General features: G+C 32.9%; 20 protein-coding genes and 1 pseudogene. All 21 read right to left on the minus strand.

Annotated features, from left to right (window positions below; genetic code table 11):
* Positions 1-380 precede the first annotated feature (380 nt).
* The 21 genes and pseudogenes from CCC31_RS06790 to guaA all read right to left on the minus strand — a co-directional run bounded on the left by CCC31_RS06790 (position 381) and on the right by guaA (position 18994).
* Positions 381-980, minus strand: coding sequence for an AAA family ATPase (locus CCC31_RS06790; protein ID WP_118024853.1), 600 nt, complete (start codon positions 978-980; stop codon positions 381-383).
* Positions 974-1438: a hypothetical protein gene (locus tag CCC31_RS06795; RefSeq protein ID WP_290850508.1), complete on the minus strand. Its 465-nt coding sequence runs from the start codon at positions 1436-1438 to the stop codon at positions 974-976. Before CCC31_RS06795 ends, CCC31_RS06790 begins: the two co-directional genes overlap by 7 nt.
* A 52-nt stretch (positions 1439-1490) precedes the next feature.
* Positions 1491-1970 carry a dihydrofolate reductase gene (locus CCC31_RS06800; RefSeq protein WP_117814305.1) on the minus strand — a complete coding sequence of 160 codons (480 nt, stop codon included), beginning with the start codon at positions 1968-1970 and terminating at the stop codon, positions 1491-1493.
* 35 nt (positions 1971-2005) lie between these two features.
* A complete protein-coding gene (locus tag CCC31_RS06805; protein WP_117814307.1) occupies positions 2006-2881 on the minus strand; it encodes an NAD-dependent epimerase/dehydratase family protein in 876 nt (291 codons plus the stop codon).
* 29 nt (positions 2882-2910) lie between these two features.
* Positions 2911-3372 (minus strand): GNAT family N-acetyltransferase, encoded by a 462-nt coding sequence (locus tag CCC31_RS06810; protein WP_290850514.1) that lies wholly within the window; start codon positions 3370-3372, stop codon positions 2911-2913.
* 207 nt (positions 3373-3579) lie between these two features.
* Positions 3580-4062 carry an NUDIX hydrolase gene (locus CCC31_RS06815; protein WP_290850516.1) on the minus strand — a complete coding sequence of 161 codons (483 nt, stop codon included), beginning with the start codon at positions 4060-4062 and terminating at the stop codon, positions 3580-3582.
* A gap of 39 nt (positions 4063-4101) precedes the next feature.
* Positions 4102-4194 (minus strand): annotated as a pseudogene (locus CCC31_RS06820) (transcriptional regulator); the annotation flags it as partial.
* 20 nt (positions 4195-4214) lie between these two features.
* On the minus strand, positions 4215-4547 hold the full coding sequence (locus CCC31_RS06825) for an inorganic diphosphatase (RefSeq protein WP_290850517.1): 333 nt from the start codon (positions 4545-4547) through the stop codon (positions 4215-4217).
* Between the two features lie 157 nt (positions 4548-4704).
* Positions 4705-5619: an HD domain-containing protein gene (locus tag CCC31_RS06830; protein ID WP_290850519.1), complete on the minus strand. Its 915-nt coding sequence runs from the start codon at positions 5617-5619 to the stop codon at positions 4705-4707.
* Between the two features lie 88 nt (positions 5620-5707).
* Positions 5708-6178 carry a helix-turn-helix transcriptional regulator gene (locus tag CCC31_RS06835; RefSeq protein WP_215715505.1) on the minus strand — a complete coding sequence of 157 codons (471 nt, stop codon included), beginning with the start codon at positions 6176-6178 and terminating at the stop codon, positions 5708-5710.
* Positions 6179-6284: 106 nt separating this feature from the next.
* On the minus strand, positions 6285-6995 hold the full coding sequence (locus CCC31_RS06840) for a class B sortase (RefSeq protein WP_290850523.1): 711 nt from the start codon (positions 6993-6995) through the stop codon (positions 6285-6287).
* A complete protein-coding gene (locus tag CCC31_RS06845; protein WP_290850526.1) occupies positions 6979-11283 on the minus strand; it encodes a SpaA isopeptide-forming pilin-related protein in 4305 nt (1434 codons plus the stop codon). The genes CCC31_RS06840 and CCC31_RS06845 overlap by 17 nt, the downstream gene beginning before the upstream one ends.
* Before the next feature lie 236 nt (positions 11284-11519).
* Complete coding sequence (locus CCC31_RS06850) at positions 11520-12446, minus strand: CAP domain-containing protein (protein WP_290850528.1); 927 nt, start codon at positions 12444-12446, stop codon at positions 11520-11522.
* A 33-nt stretch (positions 12447-12479) separates the two neighbouring features.
* The gene (locus tag CCC31_RS06855) at positions 12480-12644 is read right to left on the minus strand and encodes a hypothetical protein (RefSeq protein ID WP_178516037.1); all 165 of its coding nucleotides are present in this window, start codon (positions 12642-12644) and stop codon (positions 12480-12482) included.
* A gap of 4 nt (positions 12645-12648) precedes the next feature.
* Positions 12649-13746 carry a DUF6017 domain-containing protein gene (locus CCC31_RS06860; protein WP_290850530.1) on the minus strand — a complete coding sequence of 366 codons (1098 nt, stop codon included), beginning with the start codon at positions 13744-13746 and terminating at the stop codon, positions 12649-12651.
* Positions 13747-13749: 3 nt separating this feature from the next.
* Entirely contained in the window at positions 13750-14613 is an 864-nt protein-coding gene (locus CCC31_RS06865; RefSeq protein WP_290850532.1) for a ParB/RepB/Spo0J family partition protein, read from the minus strand.
* A complete protein-coding gene (locus CCC31_RS06870; protein ID WP_290850534.1) occupies positions 14591-15388 on the minus strand; it encodes an AAA family ATPase in 798 nt (265 codons plus the stop codon). The genes CCC31_RS06865 and CCC31_RS06870 overlap by 23 nt, the downstream gene beginning before the upstream one ends.
* Positions 15381-15833, minus strand: coding sequence for a mobilization protein (locus tag CCC31_RS06875; protein ID WP_243004866.1), 453 nt, complete (start codon positions 15831-15833; stop codon positions 15381-15383). The genes CCC31_RS06870 and CCC31_RS06875 overlap by 8 nt, the downstream gene beginning before the upstream one ends.
* Positions 15826-16911 (minus strand): site-specific integrase, encoded by a 1086-nt coding sequence (locus CCC31_RS06880; protein WP_118029938.1) that lies wholly within the window; start codon positions 16909-16911, stop codon positions 15826-15828. Before CCC31_RS06880 ends, CCC31_RS06875 begins: the two co-directional genes overlap by 8 nt.
* 9 nt (positions 16912-16920) lie before the next feature.
* A complete protein-coding gene (locus CCC31_RS06885) occupies positions 16921-17103 on the minus strand; it encodes a DNA-binding protein (RefSeq protein ID WP_290850539.1) in 183 nt (60 codons plus the stop codon).
* A gap of 343 nt (positions 17104-17446) precedes the next feature.
* Positions 17447-18994 carry a glutamine-hydrolyzing GMP synthase gene (guaA, locus tag CCC31_RS06890; RefSeq protein WP_118565900.1) on the minus strand — a complete coding sequence of 516 codons (1548 nt, stop codon included), beginning with the start codon at positions 18992-18994 and terminating at the stop codon, positions 17447-17449.
* Positions 18995-19197: the final 203 nt, after the last annotated feature.

Here is a 19197-nt window from a genome sequence, read left to right on the forward strand (position 1 = left end):
GTCCTAGGCTTCTGATAGATATATAATATCATGGAGATGGGTAATTACCTAAAAGTAGGAGTGTTAAATTTTGTGGGAAATTACAGTTAGGATGATAAAATAATGCTTCATAAGATTTACTATACTGTTACAAATAATATTATCTAGAAGTTGTCATCTACGTTTCTAATATGACTCTCTAATATATTCAAAAACTTTATTAAGTGATTGTGCATCGTCTAACTTGCCAACCGTAATATGTGGGTTAATCAATATTGTCAAGCTCTGGAAATATCATTATTGTTTGTAACATGCACCCTTCTACAAATTCCGACTTTTACGTCCCTGAAATTTGGATTTTATTGATTTCTTTTCAGCGATAAAATTTACATCTTCAGCGACTACTTTCTTAACCATTCAAGGACTTTCCGTGCAATTTCTGCAGGAGTTCCATTAGTACAATCTAACGTGTCATACTTTGTATCATCCAGAATATCATGGGTTCTGAAATAATTATTATAATCTACTGAACTCTGAATCCAACCGGCATCATCTATACCTCTTCCTTCAGTCATTCTCTTTCTAATAGTTTCTGGTTCTGCCGTAAGTGCTAAAACTTTTATTTCAGAAAAAAATCTTTTTCCATAAGCGCGAGAAAGTCTATCTAAGCCACCAGCCATTGTCCATACCACTGCTTTTTTACTTTGAGAAATATCCTTTGTCAAATAAAAAATCTGCTCTATCAAATTATTTTCTTCTTCATCATTTTGTGGCCAGGCAACATTGCGCAGCCAATCTACGTCCAAAATAACATATTCATCTGTTAATTTTTGCAATTCAATTGCTGTAGTTGTTTTTCCAACTCCACTACAACCAGTCAAAAAATATATGGGTAACTTTTCAAACTTCCATTCATAACCACATTTTGGACATTTTATTGTATTTCCATCAACCTCCTTATCCCATTCATGATTTCCACACTTAGAACAAATTTCTAACATTTTATAATCTCCTTTAATTTCTCATAATCATCTTTTCCTGTTGTCCACACAATTGCCGGAATAGCTTTTACATTCTTTTGTCTAAACATTTCCAATCGATGTCTTCCATCGCATACATAAAAACCATTGTCACTTCTAAACTCAATAATAAGTGGTGGTGGATTCCAATAAGCTGTAGACTCGACCATCTCATCAACTATACTAAAAAAATAATCCATATCATCTTTTTTACTTAAATACTCTGGAGCGCCTTCTTTAATATTATGTAATAAAGTAATATCAAACTGAACTATTCCTGTATAGAATCGTTCTTCTATTAACAATCCATCTGCTAACGCAACATTATGTCCATCACAACGAAGGAATTGTTGTATCCATTCCTCTGTTCGATTTCTCTTACAATATTCCATTGCAGTTTCTAAATTTCCATATTTAATATTTTCCATCTCTTCTAACATTTTAAAATTTACCCGTCTAATTCCTTATTATCGTTAATAAAACTGGAAGTTACTATTGCTTATTCTTTCTTCTATAAATTTTTCTTATAAACTGTTCATTATTTTCAGATGTTTCTACAATAGATATATTAAAATTATTGTCATCAAATTCTGGGAAAAAGACATCCCCTTGCTCTACATTTATATTAATCTCAGTAATGTACATTACGTCCACTAGTGGTATGGCTTCTTTGTATACTCCATAACCACCGGCTATATATACATCTTTTCCTTTTGCAAATTCTATAGCCTCTTTTACACTAGATGCTGTATGAAGATTTTCACCTATATATTTTTTAGTATTCGAAATAACTATCGTTTCTCTATTTGGAAGCGGGCGACCAATTTCATCGTATGAATTTCGTCCCATTATTACAACATTTCCTGTTGTAAGTTCCTTGAATTGTTTTTGTTCTCCCTTTATTTTCCACGGAATTTTTCCATTTTTTCCAATAACATTATTTTTTGAACGGGCTACTATTAAACCTATCATATAAATTTTCTCCTTATATAAAAGTTTTTACGAGACTAATTTCCCATGTTTACCTTTTCAATGTAATAATCCAATAATTGATATATCCACTCTTTTAAATTAGAAAAATGATATCCTATCTTCTCTGCTTTTTCCGTATTTATGCTATATTCAGGTTCCCCATTATAGGGTGCAGCTTCTCCATCATCACTTAAAATCGCATGCTTTCCTGTATTTTCTTCCACATAATCAATTATCTCCCGAAGTGAAATAGTTCCTATAGAACTTCCATTAATTGCACCATCAATATCTTTATCTACCAAATATGCGATAAACTCTCCTGCTTCATCCGAACGGATATAACTCATTTGATAATCTATATTATCTATGTACATAGGCTCTGATTTCATCATATGCTCTACATAAAATAGAAGTCTTTTCGTATAATCATCTTTTCCTATTGCAAACGGATATCTGACAGCAATCCATTTTTTATCTGAATATTTTTGCCATAATGCATACTCTGCCTGTCTCTTTATCTCCTCATATGGAAATTCAAATCTGTTACACCACACAAAATCATTAGAGTATCCATTAAAATCTGATTCTACAGTATTCATATGTTTTGGATTATAAACTGATGTACTAGACATATATATGTATTTATCACAATCAACATAATCCATAACATACCTGATATCATCCGAGCAATATGCAATCTTATCAATAACCACATCAAAATATTTTCCCTGTAATACCTTTCGCATACTCTCTTCATTTGTTCTTTCAATGATGATGCGCTTTACTCTGTCCCCGTATGAATCAGGTGTTTTCCCCCTTGTTGCTATTGTTATATTATAACCTTGCTCTAAAAGTTTATTAACCATATGTATTCCAAAATACCTTGTTCCACCTATTACTAATATGTTCATTTTCTTTCTCCCTGACTTATACAACCATACTATAATTCACATTCTAAAATTTCATTTTCCGATTTAAACTCATTTCTTACATACCATTCAATAGCTTTATCGCTTGGCCACACAATTATATTTTCACATCTGTTTTGTTTCAGGTAATTTTTTATGTAAGATAACATTTCTGTTCCTACTCCCTGATTTCTGTACTCTTTTAAAGTGTATACATTTGTCAAATATGCTATATACGATTCTTTTTTATTGGGTTTTGGAACTTTTCTAATCATTGTTACAAACATTGTTGCAATTATTTGTTTGTTCTTTTCCATTACAAATATTTTATATACGCTCTCTGTTTTTAAGAAATTTATATATTCTTTTATAAATTCATCACTCTCTATTCCTTTGATATTATCCTCCCCATATATAGCATCATCTTCTTTTTTATGTTCCCATCTCATATTAGCTAACTGTAAGAAATCTTTTTCTTCTACTAACCTAATCACTTTATCAATTTCTCCTAACTTATAATTTTGACATCAATTTTATATGTCCTCAAGATTCACATAATTGAATAAAATTAACTATTTCACTTCACTCGTTGTTACACCTACATATAATTTATCTATCATATATTATATTGAATAAAAATGTTCAACAACATATTTTTCTGTACTAATGACTATTGATTTCTGACTATTTTTGAAAATATATTATTTTCTTTCATCCGTAATTATATGCTCAATTCCAGCATGTTCCTTACTAAGATATCCCTTCAAAAAAGTTGGAAATGCTTTGTATTTATCCAAATCTTTTATTGGTATCCAATGCATTGTTTCTCTTACTCCCTGGCTATAACTATCACTATTAAGCTGTTTTGTTCCTCTAGGCTTCATAAAATAGTACATTGACATTTCATGGCAATCCATTCCTTTTAAACTTCCCTGATTTTCATTGAAGAAATTTTCGTGAATAACTGCAAGACGGTCGATTTCATATTCTACACCTGTTTCCTCAAGCACTTCTCTTTTTACTGCCTGCTCAGATGTTTCTCCAACATGAACTCCACCACCGATTGAGTAATAATAATCGTCTATTTCATTTCCTGCAAATAACACACAATCTTCTTCAATTATTATTGCTGCTGCGCGATATCTAAACCATTTATTTTCTCTTGTAAATCCACAATCCTGCATATTCTTTCTCCTCTAACTCAGTGACTATATGTAATTTGTCTAAATCTTTCTTATAGGATGTCTAATAACCATTTTCCATTTTTCTGGGACAACCTTTCTTGCATCAGATAAATATATTTCATGATGTAATCTGTCCAAATTTCCTTTACGAATTACTCTTCCGCACATTCTATTTCATACTCAAAATATTTTTCTTGAAACTTGACATGTTCTTCTATCTGTTCTTTAGAATATAATTTATCTTCTGGCACCACAACCCATTTATCTTCAACATCATTTAACCTGTGAATTATTGCAATTACTTTCCCTGTAAATTCTTCAACCGGTTTATTTACACCCAATATATAAGCATCTTGTTCTTCTCCATCAGATGCCATTATGCCTTCGATATATCCATAATTTATCGGATAATAAATATCTTTATGCTTTGGGTGATATGTCCCCATTGGTCTATCAACCGTAACTTTTACAATCTTTCCTAACATATTATTTCTCCAAATAGTATTCGATATTGCAAATACTATGCAATTCTGCTTATTTTTAGATTCACAACTCTTATTCTTTTATAATATTATCATATACATTTAGCTATTGAAAGAAAAAGCCGGTTTTGAATTCACAAAACCGACTTGCATATAATTCCTATTTTAAACAATTTATCGAAATCTCATTTAACTCACTTATTAATTTGTCATCTTGCAATTTCTTTACAATAGGCATAAATATTGCTATTGTTTCTTTTGCTCTTTTTTGTCTTTCTCGTTCTTCCATATACTCTATAGTTCTCATGTTATGAAGTCGTTCTGCAATCTTTATAACAGCACATTGTTCATCTTCAAGACCTACTTTTTCAATATCGTAGTCCTTTAATCTTATTAAAATCTGCACCACACTATCAGGCAAATTTTCCTTTAACTCATCAATTGCTACATTAGTTTTTCTAAAAACATCGCAAAACATTCCTGCATAAATGACACTTTCTTCCGCTTCCATTTGCACTAGCAACAAAGATACATTTAATAAATGCGTTACATAATCATCACCCGAATATCTTTTTCTGCCTCCATATATACTCTGACAAAAATTATAAATATTATTTAGTTTTTGATTATCATATCCATGTTCTATTATTTTTTCGTGCAATACTTTGAACAGTTCTTCTTTTGATAAATGTCCATCCATTATTTTATAAAAGTTACAATTGTTCATATCTCCACCTCCAAAATGCATTATTTCTAATTTCATTGCATACAAGAGTGAAGGTGAAAAACCATAATAACTTTTGAAAGCTTTAATAAATCCACCGTGCGATTCCCAACCATATTCAATTGCCACATCGAGAATTTTGGTTCCATTTAATATTTCTCTGGTTGCATATATCATTTTCCTTTCCCTGACATATTCCATAACAGAAACTTTCATTTCTTGTTTAAATAGTCTTGAAAAATAAAATTTCGTATAACCTATATTACCAGCTATTTCCTCAATGGTTATTTTATTCTTTATGTTGTTCTCGATATAGTTAAGACTTTCTGCTATTATTGTTTTCCTATCCATATGTCTTACCTCTTGTAATTAAATGATATAATAAAAATATCATCTTGAATGGATATTTGCTTTTCCAATGTTGCTCTAAATATATGGCTTAAATTAATTCAAATTTTTCTTTCCAAAACTTCCGGTTTTGTGCATATCTTATAATAGTTTGCTCTACATAAGATTTATAAAATCCTCTTTTAGGTAAAACTACATCTTTATTCCATTTATATGTAATTTTATTGATAATAGCGTTAGAAATAGATAGTTTTGGTAAACTACCCCCGCTTGCTTCACTGTCATGAATCTCTTTTATTGATTCAGTAGACAACTGTGCAAGTTCAAATAATAAATCATCCATATACATCTCTTTATCTCCTCCATAATATAAATAGCTAGGCGTAACACTGAAAATATCTGCCAACATCATAAGATTGGGAAGTGTAGGGGCCATACCATTTCTATCTTGTTCATAATTCTGTATTGTTTTAACTGAAATGCCAGATATATTAGCTAACTGGACTTGGCTCATATTTCTTTCTTTTCTAAGTTTCTTTAAGTTGTTTGCAAATTCTTTCAATAATTCGTACCTCCAAAATAATTATAGCATATTTTTTTATTATCATTGTACGCAGACGAGCGTACTTTTATTATAATATAAATTCTATTATTGCTAAACATCCCTATTACCATAATGCCATATTTCTTTTTCCTATAACCACAATTCTCCAATCATCCCCTTTCCCATTATCACAAGTAGACAACATCAGCATCTGCTCCCCATACTTAGGTTTATTCCCCTGTCTCCACAAACTATGCTCCTCTACCTTGTCAATGAACTCATCATGCTCTTCCTTATTCCTTGCCATTACAAATTTCCAGTATTCAAACTCATGTATGTTAACACTCATCACTGCAAACACTTCATACTCCCTCTTTTTATCCGTTGTAAAATATATCTTCTTGTGCTTGTAAAAAAACTCTTTATTCTTATACTGTTCCAATGCTCCAAACATTTTTCCTCCGTTTATGTTATGTCCGTAAATAATCAGGCTGTCTGATTTTTTCACATCACAGTATGCACTTAAATAAGGTATTCCATAAAAACTGTAATTCCTGTTAAAATCATGATTTAAATAAAAATCTGGATTATCCTTTGTCTGCATAACAGGGTAATTTATGGTTGTTCCCGGTATTTCCACATATCCTATGCAGTCCTTGTTTTTCTTTACAAGACCATTTACATCAGACTTCTTTTCTGTCACGCTCTCCCATATCTTCTTAAAATCATTCTCATACTTTCTCTTTGCTCTTTTTTCCTTTAAAAAAGGGACAGCTGCAATCACAGCCATCCCCACTAAAAGAAGTATCAGAGATATTTTAATTATCCTCTTCATCGTCCTTCTCCTTTTTGAAATTGTATTTTGACTTGTCCTTTGCTCTTACGCATGCAAAACATCCAAGTGCAAGTAATAATGAAATAACTGAAACTGCCATTCCTGCAGTCCTTCCATTAATGCCTGTCTGTGGTGTGTCAGGTACCACAGGGATTCTTTCATCCGTAACTGTAAGTTTCTGAACCTTTCCCGTATCCTTAATTTTTATTTTCTTATCCTTTGCAACCTTGTAATGTTCTGGTGCATCCACTTCCTTGAATTTATAAGTTTCTCCTGCCTTAAACATTCCTTCTATGAATTCAGCTTTCTTTCCGGTTATAAACTCATATACCTTCTTGCCCTTGCTGTCGTATACCTTGTACTTTGCACCACCAAGCTGTTTTTTTGTGTCTGATGCAATCTTGTTGAATTCAACCTTGATGGTGTCATCAACCATATTTACTTTCTGGATATCTCCATTGTCTGCTACTGCAAACTCAATACTTGTTGCTGTTGCGTATCCGTCTCTTGGTTTTGTTTCTGTTAAAATATAAGTTTTTCCCACGGCATACTTTCCTTCAATCACATGACTTTGTCTTGATGAAACCCATTCATCCATTACCTTTCCTGTATCCTTTTCAGTTACCTGCATGTGGCATCCCGGAAGTTCCTTTCCGTTGGTAATGTCTGTCTTTGAAAATTCAATCTTTGTTGTGTCATCATACATTATCACCTGATTGTCAACATTCTCCGTGAAACTGTCTCCATTCTTAACAAGTACTTTTGTCTTTGCATTTTCATCATCACTTTCCACAAGTTTAAATGTAATGTCATTTGCAGTTGCAAAACCGTCTGCCGGCTTTGTTTCTGTTAATGTGTATTCCCTGTCATGAAGCAATCCGTATATCTTAACTGCATAACCGTCACCGTTTTCTACACGAACGTTATCATATCCCATCTCATCAATCTTTTCATTTAACTTAACTGATGAAATTTCACCTGTTATCCAGCTTACGATTTCATTACCATTTTCATCACTGATTTTTAAATGGCAGTCCTTAATCTCAACTGATGATGCAATCATTTTTTTACTGATTACTGTTTCAGTCTGGTCTTCCTTAACTACTGCCTTGGCTGATACAACTGCGGTTTCCTGATCCTTGTATTCAAGATGTACCTGATGTTTTTCCCTGTTAATGTAATAACTGTCGCTAACACTTTCTTCAAGGAAATAGTAATCTCCTGAATTTAAGTTGCCTTCCGTCTTTCCATAACCTTCATCCATTACAGGTACATCGAATGGGATTTTCGCCTTTCCTTCCTTGTCAGTTGTTACTGTTGCAATCTTTTCACCTGCAGCAACAATCACATTCCCATTCTTATCGTAAATGTTGTCCCTTGAATAAAATCCAAATCTTGCATTTTCAACAGGCTCATTTGTCTTTGAATCATGCTTTTCAAGTGTAATGTCTGTCTTTACCATGTCATTGTGTATGTCAATCTTTCCATCCTTTGAGTTTTCAGAAATGTCAAACACATACTCATCATCCTTGTTATTCCACTTAAAACTTAAGTCACAGAATGACTGTTCTGGAAGAACATAACCATACTTTGTCTTTACTTCCTTTAAAGTGTATTCTCCAAGTGGGACATTAAGTGTGATTGTTCCGTCATCGTTTAACACAAAATTACAGATACCATTACAATCGTTTGTAAACTCTGCCTTTTCACCTGTTGTAATTTTTGCAACAGCTGAATCCTTCTTAAACAATACTGTTCCCTGATTATCCTGTGACATGATGTCTTCTCTTGCAGTAAGTTCAAATACAACACCATTTAGCAATGTGTCCTTATAGTTAAATAGATTTACAACAATGTCATTTGACTTATTGCCATCATTTCCTGTTGTTTCACCCTCACTACCATTTTTATTTACTAAATCTGTCTTTGCTATACCATCCGTATTTTCATCTGCAGAATCATTTTCATCTTCCTTCTTGCATAATTCAGGACCAATTTTATTTATTGTAAATTTTCCATAAGTCACATCATTATAATACTCACATTCTGCATACAGATATTCCTTACCAAGTTTGTCTACCATTGTCTTGTATGAGTTACTGTTAATCTCAACCATCACCGGCTGTCTGTTTACCCTGTATCCTTCCGGACCTTCAATTTCATAAACCTTGTATGTACCGGCTTTTAACTTTTCGTAAGTAATGATTTCTCCTGTTTCATCTGTTACAAATCTGTCCACAACCTCAATTGCATTTCCATTGCTGTATGTCTGTGTAACAAGAGTTTCACTGCCATCCTCATTTACCTTATAAATCTGGTATGTTGTTCCAGCCTTTAAAACTGTCTGATTTGTTTTTGAATCCTTCTTTACAATTTTTAGATATGCGTTGAATTCCGGATTGTTTAAAAGATACTTGTATGTCTTTCCGTTTTCCTTCACATTCACGTAAAAGTCAGGACACTTTTCAGTGTTTGCAGCTCCAACAGTCTGATGAACCACATATGTTCCATATGGCATCTTCTTTGACTTTGCATAACCTGTTAAATCTGTTGTAAGAATGTCTCTTTCTGTTGCCTTTGCCTTGTCATATGAACCTGCACTTGCAAGGTAAATCTGAAACTGTGCCTTGTTTTCAGGTGCAACAATACCTGCAAGACCATTTCCCATTCCCTTAATAATTGATACGTCACCTTTTACCACGTCGTCATCAACCTGTGTTTCTGCCGAATTGTATTCGTTGGTAAACTGCTGACCATCCTTTGTGATTGTGTATACCTTGTCATTTTTAAGGTAGCCTTCAGGCGGTGTAATTTCCTTTAAGTACATGTTTACACCACATCTGTAATAGTCTGTTTCAAATGTACCCTTGGCATTGGTCTTGTATAACTTTACAAGTTTTGTGCATGCTACATCTGAATATACTCCATACACTGCGCCTTCCAATGTTGCATCTCCCTGTGGTGTACTGCCTGTTTCAGAATCCTTTTTCCACACAGTCATTTTTACTTTCTTGTATTTGTCCTTAAGAACAGGCTTGTATGCAAGCTTGTAATTACTGTATGACTCTTCTGCAGTCTCGGGCCACTTTCCATCACTGTTCTTCTTCCATGAATCAGACTTTGTAAGTGTTACTGTAACCTTGTTTGATGACTGACTGGTAATCTTATTTAAACCTGCATCAACAACAAACGATGTAAGAATGTTGTTGTTACCTGATGAGATTTCTTCAATTACGTAATTGTTTGAGATATCATCCATCTGATCATTGATGTCATTCTTTATTAACTTTTCTGCTCCTGCTTTTGACAAATCTGATGCATAATCATATCCCTTATCATCTAATTCGTCCTTAATTTGTTTTTTATCACTTGATGACATATCCTTTAACTCTTCATCTGCTACATAATAATAACTCTTAGAATTTAGTTCGTATGTAAAACGAAATACGATTTTTCCTTTTGAATCTGTTTTTACTTCCTGACTAAATTTGTTAGCATCATCATCTACATCTTCCTTAACAGAATCTCCCCAGCCATTGTACTGATAAGAATATAACTGTTTTATATTCTTTGCTGTAAATCTAAAAGTGACCTGTGGAAGTTCTTTTCCATCTTCATCACACTTTTGTAATGTAATTCTCTGACGGTAGTAATCTTTTTTACTAATAGGTGTATACTTGTATTCTTTTGTATTTCCTACAATTTCCATTAGTTCCTGAACTTCATCACTATCAGTTTTTCCACTATATTTCCATTTTGTAATTGTACACTTAACTACGCTTGTCCCTTCAAAAATATCAGCATAAAGGCTATCATTTGCATAATATCCTGTATTGTTTTTAACTTGTTTAATGATATCCTTTAATCCGGTTTCACTTGTAATGCCTTCTTCAACAGCCCATATAAGACACTGTGCATACACCCATGCCTTGTTTGAACGCGTTTTTGTTTGATCATACCAATATCCTATTTTAGCCTCCAAAGCATTTTTCTTATTAGAACTATCACTTGATATTGTACTGTTGGATGCAATGTAGGTGTATCCGGTATGACATGCCTTTCCTAAATCTAAGCAAAACACATCATTTCCATCCACTAATGTTTTTACCCATGTTCCACTTTCACTTTTTGATCCGATATTTACTGTTCCAAGTTTCCCAAGAGTTACTATACCTGCCTGCTTCTTCTCTCCATTGCCTGCTGCTGCAACATTAATTATAGGAATTGATGTTACTACCGTTGCAATTGCTAATATTGTTGCTGTAATTCTTTTTAATTTACCTAACATTTACTTTCCTCCTGATAAAATAAAAAACGCCAAGACTAAAACTCACATATAATGAGTTCATCTTGGCGTTAATCTATTAATTTGTTTTTTGTCATTCCCGGTTACTGACAATTATATTTTAACATTGATTATCTACTTTACCTAAAAGTCATGCTGTTAAAATTAAATTTATATTTCAGCAGGAGTGTAAAAGCAAAAAATAACTTCACGACATTATGTCGCAAAGTTATTTTTAATTACTTTTTTATTTCCTTATCTAAATCCACTCCACCAAATATTGCTACCCAATATGTTTTTCCACCTTGTTTATAGCAAGCAATGGCACCTGCTCTATGTTCTTCGTCTATGAGGTTTCTATAATGTCCCGGACTACTTTTCCATCCTTCCATAGCAGACTTATATGTGTAATACCCCATTGCAATATTTTCTGCATTTGCATACATATGATAATGTATATAACCATCGTCTCCCTCATATGGTATTCCACCATCTTTTAGTCCATACTTTTTTTCTAATAACTCTGTCGATGTACTTATAAATTTATTATGACTGAAATCATTAACAAGTTCCTTTGCCCTTACTTTACATATTTCATATAAAACATCTGACCAAACAATACTTTGTTTTCCAGCACTTTTTCTATATTCATTCTGCAATACAAAAGCCTGTTCTGCTGCATATCTATCATAATATTTTCCCGGCAATTTAAAGTTGTTATTTATCTTATAAAGTGCCGAATTTGTTTTTATTGTCTTCTTTTTTGACCAGTTACCGTAAACTCTTTCTCCATTTATTTTCCTATAAGCCCGTACTTTAAATTTAAATTTGTCCTTTTCTAATAAATTGGTGAATACATAACTTGTCTTTTTTGTATCTTTAATTTTTCTCCACTTCTTTGATGCAACACCGTAAACATATATCTCATATCCATTTGCATTCTTCACCTTTTTCCATGAAGCTTTAATTCCATATTTGTATTTAATTTTCTTTTTTCTCATATCCTTGGCACTAACTATGCCTTTATAATACTTATAATTAGTTTTTGTTTTTATTGATTTTACTTGTCCCAAAGTATCAGCCTTTACCTGAATATTTGTGCCAATTCCCATCATCAATACAAATATTCCCACAATTATAAGCGTTCTTTTTAATTTTTTTATCATTTGGCAAACCTCCCAAGTTATAAATAACTGTCTTTAATTATACTCTACAACTCTTATTAAAGAAAACACAATTTTAAATACTGCTATAGTCAATACTAAAAATATCTTTAGTAAACTTCCCAGTACCGCAATTGTCACTCTGCATATAAACATTATAATTGCTATTATGTATTTCACTAAACTTTTTGCTCTATCCATAGCCTTACCTCCTAGATGCATACTGTGGCATATCATGATTTACTTCTGCTGTATAATACCCATTCATTGTTGATGGTGCATTAAACAATGATGCCAGCAAATATTTTTTGATATTTTTCACTTTAGTTGTATTTGATTTAAAGCAACTCATAACATACTCTAAATGTGAAAAATTAAGTTTAAGAAATCTTGATTTTACAACTTCCTTCGGAAACGAATTACTCGCTATGACAATATAATCATTCGTGCTAACTGTAACTTCTGTCATCATTTCAACTATTCCATCTATAAGTTCTGCATCAAGTGGATAACGTTCTTTTAATGCATCGTATTCAATATTATCTTTGATCAAATCCATATAAAGTTCATATTCAGATTTTTTCTTATCGAATCCCATCCTATCTGCTTTAGGCATAGTTATACTAAGCCCTTTTTTATGCATCCAATTATCTGCACCTGTCATATCTGGCTCTTCGACTTCTGTTAGCGGATAAGATAAGATATTAGTATTAATATTTTTAGTATTATTTATATTAGTATTATTAGGGTCTAATTCTTGAACCTCTTGAATTTCATTTTCTGAACTGCCGGAAGTATAATTATTGAACTCCTTGTAGTTCAATTTTTGAACTTCCTGAGTTTCAATTTTTGAACTTCTTGAAGTATAATTGTTGAACTTCTGTGTATTCTTCGGCGTTTCTGGTGTATTTGTATACCTTCCACCAAAAGTTTTTTCTTGTTCTGTGCTTTCTTTTTCCACAAGAAAACTTTTAACATATAATATGTTTGGAAGCCCCAAACCTCTTTTCTTTTTTTCAACCAATCCAAAATCTACCAGCTCCTGCAGATATTTCACAGCTGTTGCTCTTGCCATATTCATATCGCTCATAATATCTTTTATTTGATAAATAATATAAACCCTATTTTCTTCATCCAGCCATCCATTTTTCATAGATAAACTCATTCTGTCTAAAAGCAAACCATATAGCATCTTAGCGTCCACTGATAATCCAATGAACGCCTTATCATGTACTAACAATTTAGGTACTTTTATGAAACTATATTGGTCGGCTTGTTTTCCATAATAATATTCAAATGCCATACACTAATCCTTTCCTTTCTTCCATTCCTTTAGCAGTGAATAGATTATTTTCTCCATTTCTTTTTTTGTGTAAGTCGAATCAAAAAATTGAGACAACTTGTTTTCTTTAAGCGTCACATTGCATATCTTTTTTTGTACCTTTACCTTGTCAGCAAAGAGTATTTGACTTACCTCTTCTAATGACAAATTTTCCTGATTTTCTCTAATCATCCGTACATTGTCTTTACTTACCTTTTTACCTTTACAAATGTTTTCATAAATTAATTGTTGATATTCCGTTTTTAAAAATGAAATCTCTACACCTAGTACAAATGTTATTTGTTTATCATCCACCAATTTGCTTAACTCTGGTATTAGTTCCGTAAGTCTTATGTATCTTTGAACCTGTCTGTCTGAAATTCCTGCCAACTGTCCTATCTGTTTTGCCGATGACATTTCATCTGAACTTTTTCCCTGATGTGCTAAGGCTTCCATTTTCATTTTATAAGCTTTTGCTTTTTCACTTGGCAATGTATCTTCTCTTTGAAAGTTTGCATCAACCATAAGTGGTATAGCCTCTTCATGACTTATATCTTTTATAATTGCTGAAACTTTTTCCTTTCCTGCAATTTCACAGGCTCTCTTTCTTCTGTGCCCTGAAATTATTTCATATTCACCATTGCCCAAAGGTCTTACCAATAAAGGTGATAATATTCCATTGTTCTCTATTGATTTAACCAGCTCAAGCATTTTTTCGTTATCAATCACACTGAATGGGTGATCTTTAAATTGATGCAATTTGTTTATATCTATTTCACTAATCATATCGTTGTTTACACCAAGTAACTCATTGTAACTTGTTAATTTAATTTTCTCTCTTGTTGCCATGTTCTAAAACCTCCTCTGTAACTTTCACATAACTTTGTGCTACTTTTCCTTTTGGATTATGTTTAAATATGCTTGTACCTTTAATTGGCGTTTCTGCTGCTCTAACAGACATTGGCACTATGCTCTTAAATATTGGAATATTTGTTGCATATGTTTCATAGATTGCTGTTGAAATGTCCTTTGCATAATTGGTTCTATAGTCCATCATTGTAAGCAAAATTCCTTCAATCTCTAGTTTGGGATTAATCTGTCTTTTTACTCTTGCGATTGTCTTTATCAACTGTTGTAAACCTTTTACCGGTAGATATGAAACCTGCACTGGTATCAATACTGTATCTGCACAGGCAAGGGCATTAATTGTAATAATTCCAAGACTAGGCATACAATCAATTAAAATATAATCGTAATCATCTTCTACTTCTCTTATAAACTCTCTCATTAGCAATTCTCTACTCATAACATTCACCAAAGAAACTTCTATTCCTGATAATTCAATATTTGATGGCAATATATCTATCCCTTCTTCGTGCTTAACTATTCCTCTATTGGCTGGCAATTTTTCTTCGTTTACTATGTCCATAAGCACATTTGCAAGCGTATAATCTAACTGGTCCGGTTCATTTACACCTACACTAATTGTCAAACTTCCCTGAGGATCCGCATCTATTAAAAGGACCTTCTTCCCTTCTCTTGCCAAACCCACTCCTAAATTTAATGTTGTTGTAGTCTTTCCTACTCCACCCTTTTGATTTGCTATTGCTATTATTTTACACATTTGTTTTCTCTCCTTCGTCTCTAAAACTTTTTAACTTTCTGTTTCCCATACTACTGTTTTTAAGTCGTTTTTGTTCTGCCATTTTCTTTTCAAAGTTCTCCACTCTCTGCTGCTCTTTTAGGTTCTCGTTTTCTTCTATCTTTAAAAGAATCATTGAAATTACTTTAATCAATTCAATTAATTCATCATTTTTAGGCGTAACTTTATCCAGCCTTTTTAATTCTTCATACACATATGTAAGTTGCGCCTTAAGGGCTCCAAACACACGAATGGAACCCTTTACAACTACTTTATGGTCTGTTGTTTTCTTTATTAAATAATCCTGCTTTGTAAGTCCTGATATGTCTACAAGTCTGTTTAATAACTCTGCTTCTTCATTAGAAACTCTAAATGCAACTACTCTGCTGCGCCATCTTCCTTTGCTATCCAATTTTCTATCAGACATCTCCTAATTCTCCTTTAATTTCATCCAGTTTATTAATCATCTCCAACTGCTTTGATGGGAACAAATGTGCATAGTGATATGTAATTCTTACACTTTCATGCCCCATTCGTTCTGCAATCTCCAATGCTGAAAATCCCATATTTATAAGAAGTGAAACATGACTGTGTCTTAAATCATGCAATCTGATTTTTGGTACTCCTGACATTTCACTGCCTCTTTCCATTTCATGTTGAAAATATCTTTTTGATAATGGAAATATTCTTTCTTTTCCGTCAGGCTCATACATACTATTAATCATGTCTTCCATTTCTTCATTTAAAAACTCTGGCATATATATTGTTCTTACACTTTTTGCAGTTTTAGGAGTTAATATTAGCTTTTCACCTCTTACTACCTGATAATTTTTAGTAATAGAAACCGTCTTCTTTTCAAAATCAAAATCCTCTGGAGTTAGTGCCAATAATTCTCCAATTCTTAATCCACACCAATAAAGCATTTCAAATCCATAAAATGATAATGGCTTATCCATCACACATTCAATAAATGCTTTATATTGTTCCTGGGTCCAAAACATTATGTTGCCTCCTCTTTTACTTCCCATACTGCCGGCAATCTTTGCAGGATTATTTTTCAAATCATAAAATTTTACAGCATGGTTGAATATTGCGCTTAACTGTGCGTGTAATGTTGCAAGATATGACTGGGAATATGACTTTCCTTTTTCATCCCTAAACTCAATCATTTCTTTCTGCCAATGTCTTACATCTTTTGCAGATATATCTATCATTTTTCTTTCTCCAAAGAATGGTATAATTTTTGTTTTTACCATTGTTTCCTTGTTTTCCCAGGTTGTCTCCTTAACCCTATGCCTTACATCAGCCTCATAGATTTCATAAAATTTTGAAAATGTCATATCCAGATTAAAATTTCTTTTAAGCTTTTCAGCATTTTCCCATTCACTTGCTTCTCTCTTTGTTGCAAATCCACGTTTAGTTGTCTGTTTCTTCACTCCGTAATAATCAACGTAACGAAACTTTACATACCAACTGTTTCTTTTTTCATCTTTGTAAACTGACATTTTTTCCTCCTACTCCTCGTTGTAAATAAGTTTCTTAAAAAAGTACTTTGTATTTACTTTTCCTCGAACTACGATATATCCTTTTTCTTTTAGTTCAGCATTAAGCATTCTTATGATTTCATATGCCTTTCCTTCTGAAACATTTAACATCTCTGTTACATCCTGAACTTCCATAAACATCCTGTCTGTCATATTTGTAATCTCCTTTCTCTCTTTTGATTAAATTGTTTTTGTTTGACCGTAGTTCTACTTTAGTCCTTTTACTTTCCAAATAGGAGTTAGTGGCACTATACCTTTTCCTTTAATAAACTTCTTCTTTCTCTTGTAACCAACATTAAACAAATTTGTCTTTTTATCAAGTTTAAAGTTCCAGATTCCTTTATTTATCGGCTTTTCAAGCAAAAAAGAAGAGCTATTTCAACTTATTAGTCAAAATAACTCTTCTTATTCTTGATTTTGTTCTCAAAATGTTCTCATAAGAGACTTATATTCGGTGCTTTCCCTTTGTTTGCGGGGCATTCAAACGTATGTTCGCTTATTCAAACTCTATAGTTCCAGGTGGCTTACTCGTCAAATCATACATTACTCTATTGACTCCTCGCACCTCATTTATAATTCTGCTCATTACCTTTGATAATACTTCGTAAGGTATTTCTGCAGCTTCTGCTGTCATAAAATCTACAGTATTTACTGCACGGAGTGCAATGGCGTAGTCATATGTTCTTTCGTCACCCATTACACCTACGCTTCGCATATTTGTAAGTGCTGCAAAATACTGGCCGATTGTTTTATCAAGTCCGGCATTTGCAATTTCTTCACGATAAATTGCATCTGCATCCTGTACCATTTTAACTTTTTCGGCTGTTACTTCACCGATGATACGGATTCCAAGTCCCGGTCCCGGGAATGGCTGGCGGTATACAAGATAATCAGGTATGCCCATTTCTAAGCCGGCTTTTCTTACTTCGTCCTTAAACAAGTCACGGAGTGGTTCGATTATTTCTTTAAAATCTACGCAATCAGGTAATCCTCCTACATTGTGATGTGACTTGATTACTGCTGATTCACCACCCAATCCACTTTCTACAACGTCAGGATAAATTGTTCCCTGTACTAGAAAGTCTACTGCTCCGATTTTCTTTGCTTCTTCTTCAAATACACGGATAAATTCTTCTCCGATAATTTTACGCTTCTTTTCAGGTTCAGTTACTCCTGCTAATTTGCTATAGTAACGTTCCTGTGCATTTACACGAATAAAGTTTAAGTCATATGGACCATCAGGACCAAATACAGCTTCTACTTCATCTCCTTCATTTTTACGAAGTAAACCGTGGTCTACAAATACACATGTAAGCTGTTTTCCAATTGCTTTTGAAAGCATTACTGCTGCAACAGATGAATCTACACCACCTGATAATGCGCACAATACTTTTCCATCTCCAACTTTTTCGCGGATTGCCTTAATTGATTCCTCTACAAATGAATCCATTCTCCATTCACCTGAGCATTGGCATACTCCACGAACAAAATTGTAAAGCATCTTTGTTCCTTCCTGTGTATGAAGTACTTCAGGATGGAACTGTATTGCATAAAGTTTCTTATCTGCATTTTCTGCTGATGCACAAGGGCAGTCCTTTGTATGAGATGATATTTCAAATCCAGGTGCTACCTTTGATATATAATCAAAATGACTCATCCAACAAATTGTTTTAGGTGAAACGCCTTCAAATATCTGTGAATTTGTTTTATCTACGATTACTTCTGTTTTACCGTACTCGCGAACGTCTGCACGTTCTACCTTTCCTCCTAAAACATGCATCATAAGCTGTGCTCCGTAGCAAAGTCCTAAAACAGGAACTCCCATTTCAAATAATTCCTTTGAATATGTTGGAGAATCAGCTTCATAACAACTATTAGGTCCTCCGGTTAAAATAATTCCCTTTGGATTCATAGCTTTTATTTTTTCAATGTCAGTCTTATAAGAATAAATCTCACAATATACATTGCATTCACGAACTCGTCTTGCAACCAGCTGATTATACTGGCCACCAAAATCAAGTACGATTACTAATTCTTTCTTCACTATAATTCCTCCTAATTAATATGTGTTTCCACTTAAATCGTTGGCTAATTTTCGAAAACATTTATTAAAACTAAACTTTATTCATTTTGTTTTCTCCTATAATGACTTTAACCAATTTATTGTAAAATACGATAAATGCTATTAATATCATTAATTGTATTTTTTTCAAATCATTAACAATTCTACATTATTTTTAATATTAA

This window comes from Eubacterium sp. LMAG:50 (genome assembly GCF_008680265.1).
GTDB lineage: Bacteria > Bacillota > Clostridia > Lachnospirales > Lachnospiraceae > Eubacterium_U > Eubacterium_U album.